Raw genomic sequence first — 16,352 nt, forward strand, 5'->3', positions numbered from 1 at the left:
CCCGTCAGATTAATTTCCTGAACTCGATCACGGATCCGAAACGTTTTGGTTGGCGTCCGAAACGTTTCGGATCAACAGTAAGCTATTCCTTGTTGTGGAGAAGTCTGATGTCTGATTCGATTTTACGCCTGCAAAGCGCAGCGGTTGATGTGGTGATCAAAACCCGCCCGTTCGCCGAAATTATCTACTGGGGGCCGCATTTAAGCCATTTTTCGCCGCAGGATGCCCTGAGCATTGCCCGCCCGGTGGCCAATGGTCGTCTTGATGTGGATTCACCGGTGACCTTAATGGCTGAGCTGGGTCACGGCCTGTTCGGCGCGCCGGGCATCGAAGGCCACCGTCAGGGGCTGGACGCTTCGCCGATGTTCACCACGACCGAGGTGGCGCAGGATGGGCAGAATTTAACCATCATCAGTGAAGATGCTCAGGCAGGTCTGCGGTTATGCAGTGAAATTCAGCTTGATAACAGCGGCGTGCTGAGCGTTCGCCATGGCTTGACCAACCTGCGTCCGCAGCCGTGGCAGGTAGATCGCCTGGCCGTCACTCTACCGGTCGCCGAGCGCGCCCGCGAAGTCATGGCCTTTCATGGCCGCTGGATCCGCGAATTCCAGCCCCATCGTCTGCTCCTTGAACATGACAGCTTCGTGCTGGAAAACCGTCGCGGACGCACTTCCCATGAACATTTTCCGGCGCTGATTACCGGCAGCCAGGCCTTTAGCGAGATGCAGGGGGAAGTATGGGGCGTGCATCTGGGCTGGAGCGGTAACCATCGCCTGCGGGCGGAAGTGAAAACCGATGGCCGTCGCTACCTGCAGGCGGAAGCGCTCTATCTGGCGGGCGAAATGGCGTTGGCGGAGGGGGAAACCCTGTGGACTCCGCACCTCTACGGTAGCTATTCAGCGCAGGGGCTGAACGGCATGAGCCAGCAGTTCCATCGTTATCTGCGCGACCGGATTATTTGCTTTCCGGGCAACAAACCGCGCCCGGTACATCTCAATACCTGGGAAGGGATCTATTTCGACCACGACCCGCAGTACATCATGCGCATGGCGGATGAGGCGGCGGAACTGGGCGTTGAGCGCTTTATCATTGATGACGGCTGGTTTAAAGGGCGCAACGACGACTGGGCGGCGCTCGGCGACTGGTATCTTGATGAGCAAAAATATCCGCACGGTCTGACCCCGGTTATCGACCACGTAAAATCGCTGGGCATGGAGTTCGGCATCTGGGTTGAGCCAGAAATGATTAACCCTGACTCCGATTTATACCGCGCGCATCCTGACTGGGTGCTGGCGCTGCCGGGCTATACGCCGCTTCCCGGGCGCCATCAATTTGTGCTGAATCTGAATATCCCGGAAGCCTTTGATTATCTGCTGGAGCGGATGAGCTGGCTGCTGGGCGAGCACGCGGTGGATTATGTGAAGTGGGATATGAACCGCGAACTGGTACAGCCCGGGCATAACGGTAAAGCTGCCGCCGATGCGCAAACCCGCCAGTTCTATCGCCTGCTCGATACGCTGGTGGCTCGCTTCCCGCATATTGAATTTGAGTCCTGCTCCTCCGGCGGCGGGCGAATCGACTACGAAGTGCTGAAGCGCAGCCATCGCTTCTGGGCTTCAGATAATAACGATGCCCTGGAGCGCAACACTATCCAGCGCGGCATGAGCTACTTCTTCCCGCCGGAAGTCATGGGCGCGCATATCGGCAACCGCCACTGTCACGCCACCTTCCGCCAGCACAGCATTGCGTTTCGCGGCCTGACGGCGCTGTTCGGCCATATGGGGCTTGAGCTGGACCCGGTAAGCGCTGACGAACAAGAGCGTGCCGGCTACCGCAAATACGCGGCGTTGCATAAGCAGTGGCGCGATGTGATTCATCACGGCGTGCAGTGGCGTATCGATATGCCGGACGCCACGACGCTGGCGCACGGCGTGGTAAGCGAAGACCGGAGCCAGGCGATTTTCCTCGTCAGCCAGCTGGCGATGCCGGACTACACCCTGATGGCGCCGCTGCGCGTGCCGGGACTGGAAGCGGGAGCGCGCTACCAGGTCACGCTGCTCGACCATCCGAATATTCAGATTACGGGAGAGGGCGGCCACACCATGCGTAAGCTGCCGGAATGGATGACGACGCCGCAGACCGTAAGCGGCGAGTGGTTGCAACTGGCGGGGCTGGCGCTGCCAATCCTTGACCCGGAAAGCGCCATTTTGATTGGCCTGCAACGCGTGTGATGACGACGGGCCGCGCGGCGGCCCTTTTTGAGGAATACACCATGAACCCGACCGTCTGTACCCATAAAAACAACCCCAATTTCTGGATTTTCGGGCTGTTCTTCTTTCTCTACTTTTTCATTATGGCCACCTGCTTTCCGTTTTTGCCGATCTGGTTATCGGATGTCATCGGCCTGAATAAAACCGAGACCGGGATTGTTTTCTCCAGCCTGTCGCTGTTTGCTATCTGTTTTCAGCCGATACTGGGCGTGATCTCCGATAAGTTGGGGCTGAAAAAGCATCTGATGTGGATTGTCACCGTGCTGCTGGTGCTGATCGCGCCCTTTTTCCTCTACGTTTTTGCGCCGTTGCTGAAAACCAATATCTGGCTCGGCGCGCTGAGCGGCGGAGCCTATATTGGCTTTGTGTTCTCCGCCGGCGCCGGGGCGATGGAGGCCTATATCGAACGCGTGAGCCGCAATAGCGGGTTTGAATACGGCAAGGCGCGGACTTTTGGCTGCCTCGGCTGGGCCCTGTGCGCCACCACGGCGGGGATGCTGTTCAGCGTTAACCCGGAGTGGGTGTTCTGGATGGGCTCCGCCGCCGCGCTGGTACTGGTTGTGCTGGTGGCTATCGCTAAACCGCAGGCCAGTCAGAGCGCACAGGTGATGGATTCTTTAGGGGCCAATCGTCCGGCGGTGGATTTAAAAACTGCCGTGAGCATGTTCCGCCAGCGCAAAATGTGGATGTTTATTCTGTACGTCATCGGCGTCGCCTGCGTTTATGATGTCTTCGATCAGCAGTTTGCCACCTTCTTTAAATCCTTTTTTGCCACCCCTGAATCGGGCACCCGCGCTTTTGGTTTTGCGACCACCGCCGGGGAAATATGCAACGCGATTATTATGTTCAGCTCGCCGTGGATTATTAACCGCATCGGGGCGAAAAATACGTTACTGATTGCCGGAATGGTGATGGCGGCAAGGATGATCGGTTCATCGTTTGCCACGACGGCTGCGGAAGTGGTGGCGCTGAAAATGCTCCACGCGCTGGAAGTGCCGTTCCTGCTGGTAGGGGCCTTTAAATATATCACCGGTGTATTTGACGTCCGCCTGTCGGCGACGATTTATCTGGTTGGCTTCCAGTTTTCCAAACAGGTGGCGGCGATCTTCCTCTCCGCTTTTGCCGGCAACATGTATGACCGCATCGGCTTCCAGGACACCTATATGATCCTCGGCGGAATTGCCCTGGCCGTTACGCTAATATCCGCCTTTACCTTATCGGGTAAGGCAAAGCCGGAAAAGATTAGCGATAGCGCTATGACGGTTTAGCCAACGGAGCAATTAGTCACCGTGACAGGAGCGGTTTGTATGATGGATATGAAAGAAAGAATGAACAGCGGCGAGCTCTATATTGATTCAGGATATGGCTTACCGCAGCAGCGGCTGATGGGGAAGGCGCGAGCCTATGAGTACAACCACTCCCATCCGTTTAACCAGGAATTAAGAAACGACATTATTCAGCGGATGTTTGCCCGCGTGGGTAAAGAATGCTGGATAGAACCACCGATTAATTTTGCCTACGGAACTCACATCTCCATTGGCGATAATTTTTACGCTAACTTTAATCTGACGCTGGTTGATGATGCTGAGATCACCATTGGTAATAACGTGATGTTTGCGCCAAATGTGACGATTTCAACCGCCGGCCACCCGATCCATCCGGATCTGCGCCACACCCAGCAGCAGTTCTCTTTGCCGGTGGTTATTGAAGACGGCGTCTGGCTGGGCACCGGGGTGATTATCAATCCTGGCGTCACTATCGGAAAAAACTCGGTCATTGGCGCCGGGAGCGTGGTGAGCCGTTCCATACCGGCAAATGTTGTCGCCGCAGGCGTCCCTTGTCGGGTATTAAGAGACATTACCGATGAGGATAAAAATAAATATCAGCTGTTCGCAGGCTGAACTTCAATAATAAAATAGAAAATCTTCCTGATATAAAAAATAAAAATATATACGGGTGAGTTTATGACTCACCTGGCCCTCTTTTACCTCCGGAAAATAAAAATGAATAAAACAGCATTATCGATAGCCATAGGTTTGTCTTTGATAACCGGTTCAGCGGTAGCGAAAAATAATCATCTGACGCTGGAACAAAGGATGGAGCTGCTTGAAGCGCGGCTTGCCGCCGCTGAAAGCCGGGCGGCGGTGGCCGAAGGCCAGGTGCGGGATTTACAGGCGAAGCAGAATTCCGCTATACAGGCGGCGCAAACCAGCGTAGCGGTTAAAAGCATGGCCCCGACCGCTGAGAGTAAAAAAAATATTTCAGTTCCTGAGCTGAAATTATCCGGCTATGGCGATCTGAAAATCTACGGCGATGTCGAATTCAATATGGATGCGGAAAGCAAACATGGCTTGCTGGCCATGACCAATGCCGACGTTGGCAGCGATACAACCTATGATAAGTGGGATTTAAACGGCCGCATTCTGCTCGGTTTTGACGGTATCCGTAAAATGGAAAACGGCTATTTTGCCGGGTTCTCTATCCAGCCGCTAGCGGACATGACCGGTTCGATGAACCTTGATGATGCGGTTTTCTTCTTTGGTCAGGAGAACGACTGGAAGGTGAAAGTGGGGCGTTTTGAGGCGTACGATATGTTCCCGCTAAATCAGGATACCTTCGTTGAGCACTCAGGAAATACCGCTAACGACCTGTACAGTGACGGACATGGCTATATCTATATGATGAAAGAGGGACGCGGTCGTTCTGACGCAGGCGGTAACTTCTTGCTGAGTAAACAGTTAGATAACTGGTATTTTGAGCTTAATACACTGTTGGAAGACGGTACTTCGTTGTATAACGACGGCGGTTATCACGGTCGCGACATGGAGCAGAAAAAGAACGTGGCGTACCTGCGTCCGGTGGTGTCCTGGGCAAAGGATGAATTTTCCGTTGCGGCGGCCGTGGAAGCGAACGTGGTACAGAATGCCTACGGCTATAAAGATACGCAGGGTCACTTCGTCGATCAGTCTGACCGCACCGGCTATGGCCTGACCATGACCTGGAACGGCCTGAAGAGCGACCCGGCGGACGGTGTGGTAGTAAACCTGAATACCGCTTATATGGATGCCAATAACGAGAAGGATTTCACCTCCGGGGTGAACGCGCTATGGCGGCGCTTTGAGCTGGGATATATCTACGCGCATAATAAAATCAGCGATTATGCCGGCGTGATTTGCGAGAACGACTGCTGGATTAAGGACCAGGGCACTTACAATATTCATACTTTGCACGCCTCGTATCAAATTCCGAACGTCATGAACATGCAGAACTTTAATATTTATCTCGGCGCTTATTACTCCTTTCTCGACAGCGACGACAAGCTGAGTCAGGGGGATGATGACGATCGCTACGGCGCGCGGGTGCGCTTTAAGTATTTCTTCTGATAATTATCGTTATAGCCAGAGTACATTCTATTAAATTGCACATTACTTTAACGAACGGTAGCCGCTATATATAATTAAGCCAGCACTTCTCATGCCTCATCCTGAGTGAAGATGTCATCTGAAACTCTGTCGTTTACTCGGCAAAAAGGATGAGGTGCCTTCATGCGTTCAATATCTTTCAGCTAAATCCCACACGACCACCAGCAATATTTTTTTGACATAATATATTATTCTTTTACGCTGAGTTATGCTTTTGTATAGTCCGGTCTTTAAGCTATGTAAGGAATAATAAAATTGCGAAGGCTAAACGTCATTCCATGTAACGCGACAACATGTGAACTGGCTTACATTTTCGATTTAGCTCACAATTTATAGTGAGCTCCAGGAGTCAGAAGGCGTATTCAATTACCATGGCATCGATTAAAGACGTAGCAAAAAGAGCTGGGGTCTCGACGGCAACCGTATCACGAGTCCTGAATAATCATCCCAGCGTGGTCGCGGAAACGCGTAAGGCGGTGCGGGAGGCGATGGATTATCTTTGCTATGTTCCCAGCAAAAGTTCGTTTCAGCTTAGCGGTAAATGTTCCGGACTGATTGGTGTGGTTGTGCCTAATCTGGTCAATCCTCACTTCTGTGAACTGTTAGCGACAGTGGAAGAAGAGGCCCGGTACATCGGTAAATCGGTGATCGTCAAAACGCACCAGAATCAACCGCAACAAGATAAGCATATTATTCATACCCTGGTGGGGATGGGCATTGACAGTTTGCTATGGGTGCCGACAGAAGCAGAAGCCGGTCTTTCAGAATGGTTAACTATTACCCGAATCCCGGTTGTCGTCGTTACGCAGGTGTCCCGGTTCTTTAATTCTGTATCGATTAATCAGGATCGCGGGGCTGAAAGTATTGCGGAGCATTTCATACACACCGGACATGTTGCATTTGGTTTTGTTGCACAGGAAGGCGTTGATAACCGCAAGGTATCGTCGTACAGCAAAAAAATAGCGAGTCACGGTTTAAAGCTTGCCAAAGATAATTCGTTCTGGATAACAAAAGGTGAGGGTGAGAAGGTCTCAGGTCATATAAGCATTCTTGATGATATTATTGAGAAACTCAGCGAGCCGAAGCGAACCTGTACATGTCTGTTAGTTTATAACGATATTGCGGCAAACTATCTTATCGATGGGCTAGAAGCAAAAGGCATCGCCGTTCCAGAAGATATTGCGATTGCCAGTTTTGATAATACCTTGCTGGCGCAAACAAAAAGAATTACCAGCGTTGCGCAGCCGGTAAGTGAAATCGCTCATCTCGCTTTCCAGATGGTGAAATATCAACAGCAGCCGGACAGTATTGAAATGCACGAAATTGTCTCTCGGTTAATTATTCGTGAGAGCAGCGTAAAAATTAATATTACTACCCTGTAAAAGATTTATGTTTAGCAATGGCGCGACGACTGGCGCCATGGGTCCCTTTTAATAAAAAAATAGGTATATTTATGTCTGCTACCGCAATGGAAAGGCCGAGCGCTTATGAAAAGCTGGGGCTGAGGGAGAAGATCGGCTACGGCATGGGTGACGCCGGATCAGGAATGATATGGAGCGTGCTGGCACTGTATCTGACCTGGTTTTATACCGACGTGTATGGCTTAAGTGCCGGAGTTGTGGGGACCTTATTCCTGGTTATCCGTATCTTTGACGCTTTTAGCGATCCGCTGATGGGGGCCATCTGCGACCGCACCGTGACCCGTTGGGGTAAGTTCCGCCCATGGTTATTATGGATGGCGTTTCCGTTTGGGCTGGGTGCGGTGCTGATGTTCACTACGCCAGAACTAAGCATGAATGGCAAGATTATCTATGCCTGGGTCACCTATTTAATGATGTCGCTGATTTATACCGCGATCAATATTCCCTATTGCTCGGTCGGCGGCGTGATTACTCTCAATCAGAAAGAGCGTATGGGCTGCCTGTCATGGCGTTTTTTCCTTAACGGGCTGGCAACGTTAATTATCTCCTCATCTATTTTGCCGTTAACGGACTGGCTGGGTAATGGCGACCGCGCCTCCGGTTTCCAGCTGACGATGATGATTATGGGCGGCGCGGCAACCCTGATGTTTCTCTTCTGCTTTTCCAGCATAAAAGAGCGCGTGGTGTCGGTTAAGGAAAACGAGTCATTAAAGAAAGACCTGCGGGATATTATCAAGAACGATCAGTGGCTATTGATGATCTCTATAACCTTTCTAAATGTTTTCCCGGCCTTCATCCGCGGCGGCGTCACCATTTATTATGCTACCTATGTGATGAAGGCCTCTGTCGGATTTATCACATTGTTTATGGCGCTGGGCGTGGCCTGTAATATGCTTGGCAGCGTGCTTGCCAAACCGCTGACCGATCGCTTTGATAAACTCGCGCTGTTCCGCATTATTAATATTATTCTCGGTGTTCTGTCATTTGCGCTGTGGTTTATCGATCCGCAATCCCTGACCCCGCTGATGGCGTTATTCATCATTATTAACGTTCTGCATTTAATTCAGTCAGGCCCGATTCTGTGGGCGATGATGTCCGACGTTGATGACTACGGTGACTGGAAGTTCGGCAAGCGCCTGACCGGTATCTCCTTCGCGGGTAACCTTTTTATGCTGAAAATGGGTTTGGCGGTGGCCGGCGCTATCGTCGCGTGGATTCTGGCGTTTACCGGCTATGTCGCTAATGAGCCGCAGCAAAATGCGCAGACCATTCGGGGCATTGTCATGATGTTCTCACTACTGCCGATGGTGAGCTATTTCATCAGCGCGTATCTGGTGCGCTACTTCAAGCTGAATAACACGTTCCTTGAAAAAATCAAAGCCGATCTTGCAAAACGTGAACTGGAAAAAGGACGCGATTAATCGCCAGCGGATCAGGCTATACGTATTATTTATCATTAAATATCAGTGTTAATCAAAACAGTTTTTTTTAATTGATTTTCTGTTCATAGCAGAGGAGGTTCTTCATGACGCATAATAATTATTATGACGTGACGCAGTGGCATATCGGTAATCCGTATAAGGATATCGGCGAAGTTATCAACAGTATTATCCTCGATATTAAAAATCGGCAAACCGCAACCGACATGAATAATGGTGGAAAACCCGGCGCCGCTATCTATATCCCGCCCGGCGATTATCATCTGACGACTCAGGTTTTGATTGATATCAGTTATTTAAAAATAATGGGCGCCGGACACGGGTTTGTCTCTTCAAGTATTCGCTTTAATACGCCGGCTGACGAGTGGGCGAATTTGCATGATATATGGCCGGGTGGCAGCCGTATCCTGGTCGATCTTTGCCCGCAGCCCGGTGATGAAGAACACGCTGGCGCTGCATTTTACGTGAAACGCAGCGGAGCACCGCGAATAAGTTCAGTGGCGTTTGAAAACTTCTGTATTGATGGCTTGCATTTTATTGATGATGGGCTGGGAAACAACGATCCGGAAAATAGCTATATTAACGGCAAAACCGGGATTTATATCGCCAGCGCTCAGGATGCTTTCCGGATTACCGGCATGGGATTTATCTATCTTGAGCATGGTCTCACGACGTACAATAGTGATGCTATGGCGATCCATAATAACTTTATCGCCGAATGCGGCAACTGCATCGAGCTTCGTGGCGCTGGACAGGCTTCTAAAATAACCGATAACCTGATTGGCGCAGGCTATAAAGGCTATTCGATTTATGCCCAAAACTTTGGTGGGTTATTAATTTCTGGCAATAATATCTTTCCGCGTGGCGCCAGCAGCGTTCATTTATCTGGCGTTGTTCGTTCTACCGTGACCGGTAATCGGTTGCACTCATTTTATCCAGGGATGTTGGTACTGGAGAATAACAGTGCGGAGAATCTCATCGCGGCCAATCATTTTTTCCGCGATCGCGAACCCTGGCCGCCGATGCAGACCTATGACAACGGCCTGGATGATGCCTATGGTCTGCTGCATATCAATGGTAGTCATAATTCGTTGATTGCCAATCATATTTCCGAAACGATTGATATCCAGTATCTCAAGCCGCTGGGAATAAAACCGGTCATCATCCGGCTGGTTTCCGGGAAAGGGAATTATATTGCGAATAACCATATCGTGGCGACCACGGAGACGTCAGCGGCGCAGGCGCAGCCCTCCGAAGAGGATGCCTGCTTTGCGGCGCAGGTCAGCGCTTTGCTGACGACGGCCAGGTTAAAGGAGCTTGATGCGGTTGCCGTGCAGGTAGAAAAAGAATCCGCGCAAAACACGATACTGGATAGCGGAAGCGACGATCGGGTGCTGATGGACAGGGCGGTAAACGCCTTCAGGGCCACGCCCGTTCCCGGAACGATGTAACGCTCTTCGATCTGAAGCGGTGGCCCCGCTAAATGCAGCGGGGCCGTCATGGATTTAATCGAGATAAAACACCTCTTTGAGCTCCGCGCTTACCGGACTGTTGTCCGGATTGGCCGGCATAACATCGCGCATATGCTGCCACCAGCGCTGACACACCTCTGTCCCAGCGACGGCGTTCCAGCGCGCTTCGGATTCAATCTCCACCGTGGCGAACAGCAGATGGCGCTCTTTATCGAGATAAATCGCGTAATGGTGCGCGCCGTGGGCTTTCAGCACCGCTGCCAGCTCCGGCCAGATGGGATTATGGCGGCGCTGATACTCTTCATGCGCGTCCGGGTTTACCTGCATCACGAAAGCTTTGCGGATCATAATGCCTCCAGATACAGTTCGCGGACTTCGTCGCGGCTGGCGGTGCGCGGGTTGCACGGCGCGCACGGGTCGGCCAGCGCTTTGTCCAGCCAGCCTTCGATATCGGCTTTGCTAACGCCAAGCTGACTAAAGCCTTGCGGGATGCCGACGCGTTTACTCAGCGCGCGGATGGCGTTGATGGCCTCCATGCTGGCTGCCTCATCGCTCATGCTGCGGGTATCGACGCCCATCGCCTGCGCGACGCGAGCGAAACGGGCAACCGCGTTCGGGCGATTAAAGTTTTCGATGATCGGCAGCAGTATGGCGTTGCACACGCCGTGCGGCAGGTTGTGGGTAGCGCCTGGCTGATGAGCCAGCGCATGCACCAGGCCAAGACCGGCGCTGTTAAACGCCATGCCCGCCAGATACTGGCCAAACGCCATTTGCTCGCGGGCTTCAAGATTGTGCCCGTCGTCCACGGCTTGCGGCAGCCATTGGTTGATCAGGCGAATCGCTTCCAGGGCATTGGCATCGGTCAGCGGGTGCGCGCCAACGGAAACAAAAGCTTCAATGGCGTGGGTCAGCGCGTCCATGCCGGTGGCGGCGGTAATGGACGGCGGGATATCCAGCATCACGCTGGCGTCATCGACGGCAATATCGGGAATGATATTGGGGTCGATGATCACCTCTTTCACCTGACGTTCGGCGTCGATAATGACCGCATTGCTGGTCATCTCCGCGGCTGTTCCTGCTGTGGTGTTGATTGCTACCAGCGGCACCCCGGCGTTTTTCACTTTGCCGACGCCGGAGTAGGCGGTCGATGGCCCCGGGTTGGCGGTGAGGATTTTCACCGCTTTAGCGGTATCGATCGGGCTGCCGCCGCCGAAGGCGATAAGGTAATCACACCCGGCCTCGCGATACGCCGCGTAGCCTTTTTGCACCAGCGCTTCCGTTGGGTTAGGGAACACCTCATCAAACAGATGATAAGACATTTGCTGTTCATCCAGGGCGGTAAACAGGCTGTCGAGCAGACCCATCTTGACCAGATGACCGTCGGTGACGATCAGCGCTTTACCCCACCCTTTACCTGCCACCAGCTTAACCATATCACCGATTGCGCCCGCGCCGTGGAGGCTGATTTTGGGTAGTGCCAACATAAAACTCATGATAATTCTCCTTAATGTTGATTTGGGTAATCCGTTTCCCTTCACCCGCTCCCGGGTCGCGGCTGGCGCCTTACCCGGGCTACAGGTTCACTGGCGTCTGCAGGCCGGTAGCCAGGACAGGTGCGTAGCACCGCCTCCGGGATTTAGGGTGAAGGGGAAATTAAATCCGTCTTCGTTGCAAAATCCGCCGGGTAATAATCGGCAGCGAAATAACCACAATCAGCATCGCGCCGATGATGATCGACATCACGATGCCCGGCACGTTGAGCAGGCTCAGGCCAAACGTCACCAGCCCCATCAGGAAAGCGGCGATAATCACCCCCACCATGCTGCCGGAACCGCCGAGAATATTGACGCCGCCGAGTACCGCCATCGTGACGACCGCCAGCTCCCAGCCCATCGCCAGCGTCGGGCGGGTACTGCCGAGCCTTGAGGTCAGCAGAACCGCCGCCAGGCCGGCCATCAGTCCAACCAGCGCAAACAGCATCAGGTTGTGGCGCTTGACGTTAATCCCGGAGTACCAGGCTCCGGTCGGGTTATTGCCGATGGCGTAGGTCCGGCGGCCAAAGTTGGTTTTATGCAGCAGGAAGGTAAAGGCGGCAGCAAGAAGGATAAACAGCGCAAACTCAAAAGAGAGAGCGCCCCACACGTAGCCCTGGCCAAACCAGGAGAAGCTGTCCGGGTAGTGATTGAGCGCCTTGTCGCCCAGCAGAATGTAGGTTATCCCGCGATACAGGCTCATGGTGCCGATGGTGATCACAATCGACGACAGGTTAAAGCGCGTCACCAGGATACCGTTGAACAGGCCGCACAGCAGCCCCACGCCCAGCCCGACGGCCACCAGCAGCGGCGTATCCATACCCGCTGCCGCGCAGAAGCCCATCGCCGTTGAGCTCAGCGCCATCGTCGAGGCTACCGAAAGGTCGATCTCTCTGGCGATAATCAGCATCGCCATCGGCAGCACGATGATCGCTTTTTCGGTGAAGTTAAACGTGGCGTCCGACAGATTCCAGATATTAAGGAACCAGGGGGATGCCAGGGCGTTAACCATAAATACCGCCAGGGTTACCGCCAGCAGAAAACCTTCCCAGCACAGCAAGCGGCGCAGCGGCGACGGCGCGGCCGGGACGCTTTTCATCTCTTCAGACATCATCATTTTGCTCATGATTTCACCGCCTGTTTCTGTCGGGCTAATGCCGCGTCGCGCAGGATTAACCGTCCGTGGCCTTTATTGCCTCGTTCGTTAAGCAGCACCGCAATGACGATCACCGCGCCGGAAATGGCCATTTGCCAGAACGGCGAAATACCGATCACCGGTAGCGCATTATTAATCACTCCAAGGAACAGCGCCCCGCACAGGCAGCCGAGCACGCGACCGGTTCCGCCCATGGTGCTGATGCCGCCGATGACGCAGGCGGCGACCACCTGCAGTTCAAAACCGTTGGCGACATCGACATAGGCGACAGCGAAACGTGAGATCCACAAATAGCCGCAGAACCCGGCCAGCGCGCCGGAGAGGCAGAAGCTGACAAACTGCATCTTCCCGGCGTTAATCCCGGTGTAGTACGCCGCCGTCGCGTTGCCGCCCGCGGTGTACAAGGCCCGGCCGGTGCGGCTGTAGCGCAGGAAATAGCCTACCAGCAGCAGCGCGGCGATGGCGCACCAGCTCAGCAGCGGCATTCCCAGCAGCGAGGCGCGCGGCAGGCCGAGAAAATCGGCGCTCATCTGGTGCGAGTTAACCCAGCTACCCTCGGAAAGCAGAAAGATAATCCCGCGATAAATACTCATGGTGCCCAGCGTGACCACGATGGCCGGAATACCGAGCCGCCAGACCAGCAGGCCGTTAATCATCCCCATCAGCAGGCCAAGCAGGGTCGCCAGCGCCAGCAGCGCCGCCACCGGGATACCCGGATAGTGGGCGTTGAGCAGAGCGACGATCATTCCGGTCAGCGCCAGATTGGCGGCCATCGACAGATCGATGCCTTTGGTGAGCAGCACCATCATCTGCCCGAGGGCGAGGATGATCAGAATGGCGGTGTCGTTAAACATCTCCACCAGATTGCCCGGCGAGACGAACGACGGCGCCCGGCTGCCGATAGCGCCGATCATCAAAATGATCACCGCCGCCAGCAGCGCTTCGCGGTGTTTAAGCAGTTGTTTACCCATTACGCTGCCTCCCGACCGGCGCCGCTGGCGGCGCTGACGATGGTTTCCGCCGTCGCTTCACCGGCGCGATACTCGGCGACCATCAGCCCTTCGTGCATCACGATAATCCGGTCGGCCATGCCCATCACTTCCGGTAGCTCCGAAGAGACCATAATGACCGCCAGCCCCTGGCTGACCAGTTCGGACATAAACTGGTGCACCGCCGCTTTGGAACCGATATCGATGCCTTTGGTCGGTTCGTCGAGGATAATCACCTCGGGATGGGTCGCCAGCCATTTGCCGATCACCACTTTTTGCTGATTGCCGCCGGAAAGGGTTTCCACCGCCTGCCGCCAGCTAAAAGCTTTGACCTGTAAGCGCGAAGCGTACTCATCCGCCAGCCGCCATTCGCGGGCGTCGTTCAGTACGCCGTTGGGGTTGAGTTTGCTGAGCTGCGGCAGGCTGATGTTCTGGGCGATCGGCAGGGCGATAATCGCCCCTTGTTTCTGCCGCTCTTCCGGCACGCAGACGATACCGGCGTTGATGGCGTCGACCGGCTGGCGAAAGCGCATCGCTTTGCCCTTCAGTACGATGTTGCCGGAGGAGGGGGTCGAGACCCCGGAGAGCGCCTGCATCAGCTCGGTGCGCCCGGCGCCCACCAGGCCGTAAAAGCCAAGAATCTCCCCTTTGCGCAGGCTGAAATTGATATGGGCAAACTCGGTGGGGTGACAGAGGTCTTGCACCTCCAGCACCGTTTCCCCTGGGGTACAGTCAACTTTCGGGTAGGTTTGGGTAATCGCGCGGCCCACCATCATCGCCACCATCCGCTCTTCGGTGATGTCGTTTATCGCTCCGGAGCTGACGTAAACGCCGTCGCGCAGAATGGTGTAGTAGTCCGCCAGCTCGAAAATCTCATCAAACTTATGCGAGATAAAAAGAATCGCTTTGCCGTCCTGCTTCAGGCGCTCAACGATTTGATAAAACTCCAGAATTTCATGCTGTGAGAGCGCGGCAGTCGGCTCATCGAGGATCACCACCAGGGCTTCAAAGGAGAGCGCCCGGGCGATGGCCACCATATGGCGCTGGGCGATGCTGAGGGTTTTCAACGTCGCGCGCGGGTCAATCTGCACCTCCAGGCGGGTGAGAATCTCGCTGGCTTTGCGGTACATGGCGGGCCAGTCGAGCCTCTTCAGCAGACCGCGATGCAAATACTGGCCGACGAAAATATTTTCAGTGACCGACAGCTCGTCGAACAGCACGGTTTCCTGATGAATGGCGGTGATCCCGACCTTGTGCGCTGACTCCGGGGTCGGCAGCTGGATAGGGATCGCTTTATAGAGAATCTCGCCCTCTTCGGGCTGATAAATACCGGTCATCACTTTGACCAGCGTGGATTTGCCCGCGCCGTTTTCGCCGATTAAGGCGGTGACTTTGCCGGGCCAGAGATCGAGCTGTACGTTCTCAAGTGCGCGCACGCCGGGGAAAACCTTGGTGATGCCCTTAAGCGACAGCAGTGGGGTGGATGCTGACATGATAGTTCTCCGTAAAATCACCCTAACCCTCTCCCCAAAGTGGCGAGGGAACCGTTCAGTGCTCTCTGCCAGCATTGCGCAGAGGGCCTGGCTTTCTCACTCTCCCTTCGGGAGCGGGCCGGGGTGAGGAAGCAGGGTTAGAAAATCTTCGAGAACTTATCGATATTGCTCGCATCGTAGACGAACGGTTCGGCCATCGCGCCGCTACCGTCGGCGTCGAGCTTCACTTTGCCCAGCTTGCCCATATTGGCTTCGGTTTTGGTCGCCGTGCCTTTGACTAAATCGTCGGCCAGATACGTGGCGGCATAGCCAAGGTCGATCGGATTCCAGATAGCAAAGCTTTTGCTGGCGCCGGACTTAATCGCCCCCGCCATTTCCGATGGCAGCCCCAGGCCAGTCACGTAGACCTTGCCGATTTTGCCCTGATCTTTCACCGCCTGCGCGGCGGCAACGATCCCCACCGACGAAGGCGAAACAATCACTTTCAGGTCAGGATATGACTTCAGCAGGCCCACCGCTTCGCGGTAGCTTTTATCCGACAGATCGTCACCGTAGGCGACGGTCACCAGATTGACGGACGGATACTGCGGCAGCACCTTTTTCATCTCCTCAATCCAGATGTTCTGGTTGGTGGAGGTTGGGGTGGCGCTTAAAATCGCCACATCGCCTTTTTCCACGTTCAGCGCCTTCAGCGCATCGGCGGCGAGCTTAACGTTGGTTTCGCCAATCAAGGCGTTATTGGACGGATTAAGATGGATCTGGCGTCCCGCCGGCGCGACGCCGGAGTCCCAGGAGACCACCTTAATGCCGCGCTGCATCGCTTTCTTCAGCACCGGCACCACGGCATCGGGATCGTTAGCGGAAATGGCGATCGCATCCACCCCTTGGGCGATCAAACCATTCAGCACTTCAATCTGTGCTTCGGCGGTGGTGGTGGTCGGGCCGGTATAGATCACTTTGACATCGCCTAACTCTTTGGCCGCTTCCTGCGCGCCGACGTTCGCTGCTTCGAAGAATCCATTTCCCAATGATTTCGCCACGAGGGCGATTTTGACTTCGGCTAAAGCGGAACCGGACAACGCCAGGATGGCAACGGTGAGGATCAAGCTTGTCTTTGTTTTCATTGCTTTTACTCCACAAGAGTCAGTTTGGTAGGGT

13 protein-coding genes are annotated in these 16,352 nt (G+C 54.3%); 7 read left to right on the forward strand and 6 right to left on the reverse strand.

What is annotated here, in order from left to right; genetic code table 11:
* Positions 1-107 precede the first annotated feature (107 nt).
* From HMPREF3178_RS00600 to HMPREF3178_RS00630, 7 genes are all read left to right on the forward strand, one after another.
* A complete protein-coding gene (locus HMPREF3178_RS00600) occupies positions 108-2,231 on the forward strand; it encodes an alpha-galactosidase (RefSeq protein WP_017145165.1) in 2,124 nt (707 codons plus the stop codon).
* Positions 2,232-2,272: 41 nt separating this feature from the next.
* A complete protein-coding gene (locus HMPREF3178_RS00605) occupies positions 2,273-3,538 on the forward strand; it encodes an MFS transporter (RefSeq protein ID WP_024274858.1) in 1,266 nt (421 codons plus the stop codon).
* Positions 3,539-3,577: 39 nt separating this feature from the next.
* A complete protein-coding gene (locus HMPREF3178_RS00610) occupies positions 3,578-4,171 on the forward strand; it encodes a DapH/DapD/GlmU-related protein (RefSeq protein ID WP_017145164.1) in 594 nt (197 codons plus the stop codon).
* A gap of 102 nt (positions 4,172-4,273) precedes the next feature.
* Positions 4,274-5,653, forward strand: coding sequence for a carbohydrate porin (locus tag HMPREF3178_RS00615; RefSeq protein WP_004107458.1), 1,380 nt, complete (start codon positions 4,274-4,276; stop codon positions 5,651-5,653).
* Between the two features lie 410 nt (positions 5,654-6,063).
* Positions 6,064-7,074, forward strand: coding sequence for a LacI family DNA-binding transcriptional regulator (locus HMPREF3178_RS00620; RefSeq protein ID WP_004107460.1), 1,011 nt, complete (start codon positions 6,064-6,066; stop codon positions 7,072-7,074).
* Between the two features lie 71 nt (positions 7,075-7,145).
* Entirely contained in the window at positions 7,146-8,534 is a 1,389-nt protein-coding gene (locus HMPREF3178_RS00625) for a glycoside-pentoside-hexuronide (GPH):cation symporter (RefSeq protein WP_017145163.1), read from the forward strand.
* Positions 8,535-8,638: 104 nt separating this feature from the next.
* Positions 8,639-10,003, forward strand: coding sequence for a NosD domain-containing protein (locus HMPREF3178_RS00630; RefSeq protein ID WP_004116819.1), 1,365 nt, complete (start codon positions 8,639-8,641; stop codon positions 10,001-10,003).
* Positions 10,004-10,057: 54 nt separating this feature from the next.
* On the opposite strand, the gene rhaM is transcribed toward HMPREF3178_RS00630, so the two are convergent.
* The 6 genes from rhaM to rhaS all read right to left on the reverse strand — a co-directional run bounded on the left by rhaM (position 10,058) and on the right by rhaS (position 16,318).
* On the reverse strand, positions 10,058-10,372 hold the full coding sequence (gene rhaM / locus HMPREF3178_RS00635; RefSeq protein ID WP_017145162.1) for an L-rhamnose mutarotase: 315 nt from the start codon (positions 10,370-10,372) through the stop codon (positions 10,058-10,060).
* On the reverse strand, positions 10,369-11,517 hold the full coding sequence (gene fucO, locus HMPREF3178_RS00640; RefSeq protein WP_017145161.1) for a lactaldehyde reductase: 1,149 nt from the start codon (positions 11,515-11,517) through the stop codon (positions 10,369-10,371). The genes rhaM and fucO overlap by 4 nt, the downstream gene beginning before the upstream one ends.
* Positions 11,518-11,677: 160 nt before the next feature.
* Positions 11,678-12,682 carry an ABC transporter permease gene (locus HMPREF3178_RS00645; protein WP_017145160.1) on the reverse strand — a complete coding sequence of 335 codons (1,005 nt, stop codon included), beginning with the start codon at positions 12,680-12,682 and terminating at the stop codon, positions 11,678-11,680.
* Positions 12,679-13,683 (reverse strand): ABC transporter permease, encoded by a 1,005-nt coding sequence (locus HMPREF3178_RS00650; protein WP_004107471.1) that lies wholly within the window; start codon positions 13,681-13,683, stop codon positions 12,679-12,681. Before HMPREF3178_RS00650 ends, HMPREF3178_RS00645 begins: the two co-directional genes overlap by 4 nt.
* Complete coding sequence (locus tag HMPREF3178_RS00655; RefSeq protein WP_017145159.1) at positions 13,683-15,194, reverse strand: sugar ABC transporter ATP-binding protein; 1,512 nt, start codon at positions 15,192-15,194, stop codon at positions 13,683-13,685. The genes HMPREF3178_RS00650 and HMPREF3178_RS00655 overlap by 1 nt, the downstream gene beginning before the upstream one ends.
* Positions 15,195-15,331: 137 nt before the next feature.
* Positions 15,332-16,318 carry a rhamnose ABC transporter substrate-binding protein gene (rhaS, locus tag HMPREF3178_RS00660; RefSeq protein ID WP_004107475.1) on the reverse strand — a complete coding sequence of 329 codons (987 nt, stop codon included), beginning with the start codon at positions 16,316-16,318 and terminating at the stop codon, positions 15,332-15,334.
* Positions 16,319-16,352: the final 34 nt, after the last annotated feature.

The organism is Klebsiella sp. HMSC09D12 (genome assembly GCF_001808475.1).
GTDB classification, from domain to species: Bacteria; Pseudomonadota; Gammaproteobacteria; order Enterobacterales; family Enterobacteriaceae; genus Klebsiella; species Klebsiella oxytoca.

What these genes read in the sequence shown, in the direction of transcription:
- HMPREF3178_RS00600 (WP_017145165.1), top strand. Translation starts at nt 108, where the DNA reads ATGTCTGATTCGATTTTACGCCTGCAAAGCGCAGCGGTTGATGTGGTG.
- HMPREF3178_RS00605 (WP_024274858.1), top strand. Translation starts at nt 2,273, where the DNA reads ATGAACCCGACCGTCTGTACCCATAAAAACAACCCCAATTTCTGGATT.
- HMPREF3178_RS00610 (WP_017145164.1), top strand. Translation starts at nt 3,578, where the DNA reads ATGATGGATATGAAAGAAAGAATGAACAGCGGCGAGCTCTATATTGAT.
- HMPREF3178_RS00615 (WP_004107458.1), top strand. Translation starts at nt 4,274, where the DNA reads ATGAATAAAACAGCATTATCGATAGCCATAGGTTTGTCTTTGATAACC.
- HMPREF3178_RS00620 (WP_004107460.1), top strand. Translation starts at nt 6,064, where the DNA reads ATGGCATCGATTAAAGACGTAGCAAAAAGAGCTGGGGTCTCGACGGCA.
- HMPREF3178_RS00625 (WP_017145163.1), top strand. Translation starts at nt 7,146, where the DNA reads ATGTCTGCTACCGCAATGGAAAGGCCGAGCGCTTATGAAAAGCTGGGG.
- HMPREF3178_RS00630 (WP_004116819.1), top strand. Translation starts at nt 8,639, where the DNA reads ATGACGCATAATAATTATTATGACGTGACGCAGTGGCATATCGGTAAT.
- rhaM (WP_017145162.1), bottom strand. Translation starts at nt 10,372, where the DNA reads ATGATCCGCAAAGCTTTCGTGATGCAGGTAAACCCGGACGCGCATGAA.
- fucO (WP_017145161.1), bottom strand. Translation starts at nt 11,517, where the DNA reads ATGAGTTTTATGTTGGCACTACCCAAAATCAGCCTCCACGGCGCGGGC.
- HMPREF3178_RS00645 (WP_017145160.1), bottom strand. Translation starts at nt 12,682, where the DNA reads ATGAGCAAAATGATGATGTCTGAAGAGATGAAAAGCGTCCCGGCCGCG.
- HMPREF3178_RS00650 (WP_004107471.1), bottom strand. Translation starts at nt 13,683, where the DNA reads ATGGGTAAACAACTGCTTAAACACCGCGAAGCGCTGCTGGCGGCGGTG.
- HMPREF3178_RS00655 (WP_017145159.1), bottom strand. Translation starts at nt 15,194, where the DNA reads ATGTCAGCATCCACCCCACTGCTGTCGCTTAAGGGCATCACCAAGGTT.
- rhaS (WP_004107475.1), bottom strand. Translation starts at nt 16,318, where the DNA reads ATGAAAACAAAGACAAGCTTGATCCTCACCGTTGCCATCCTGGCGTTG.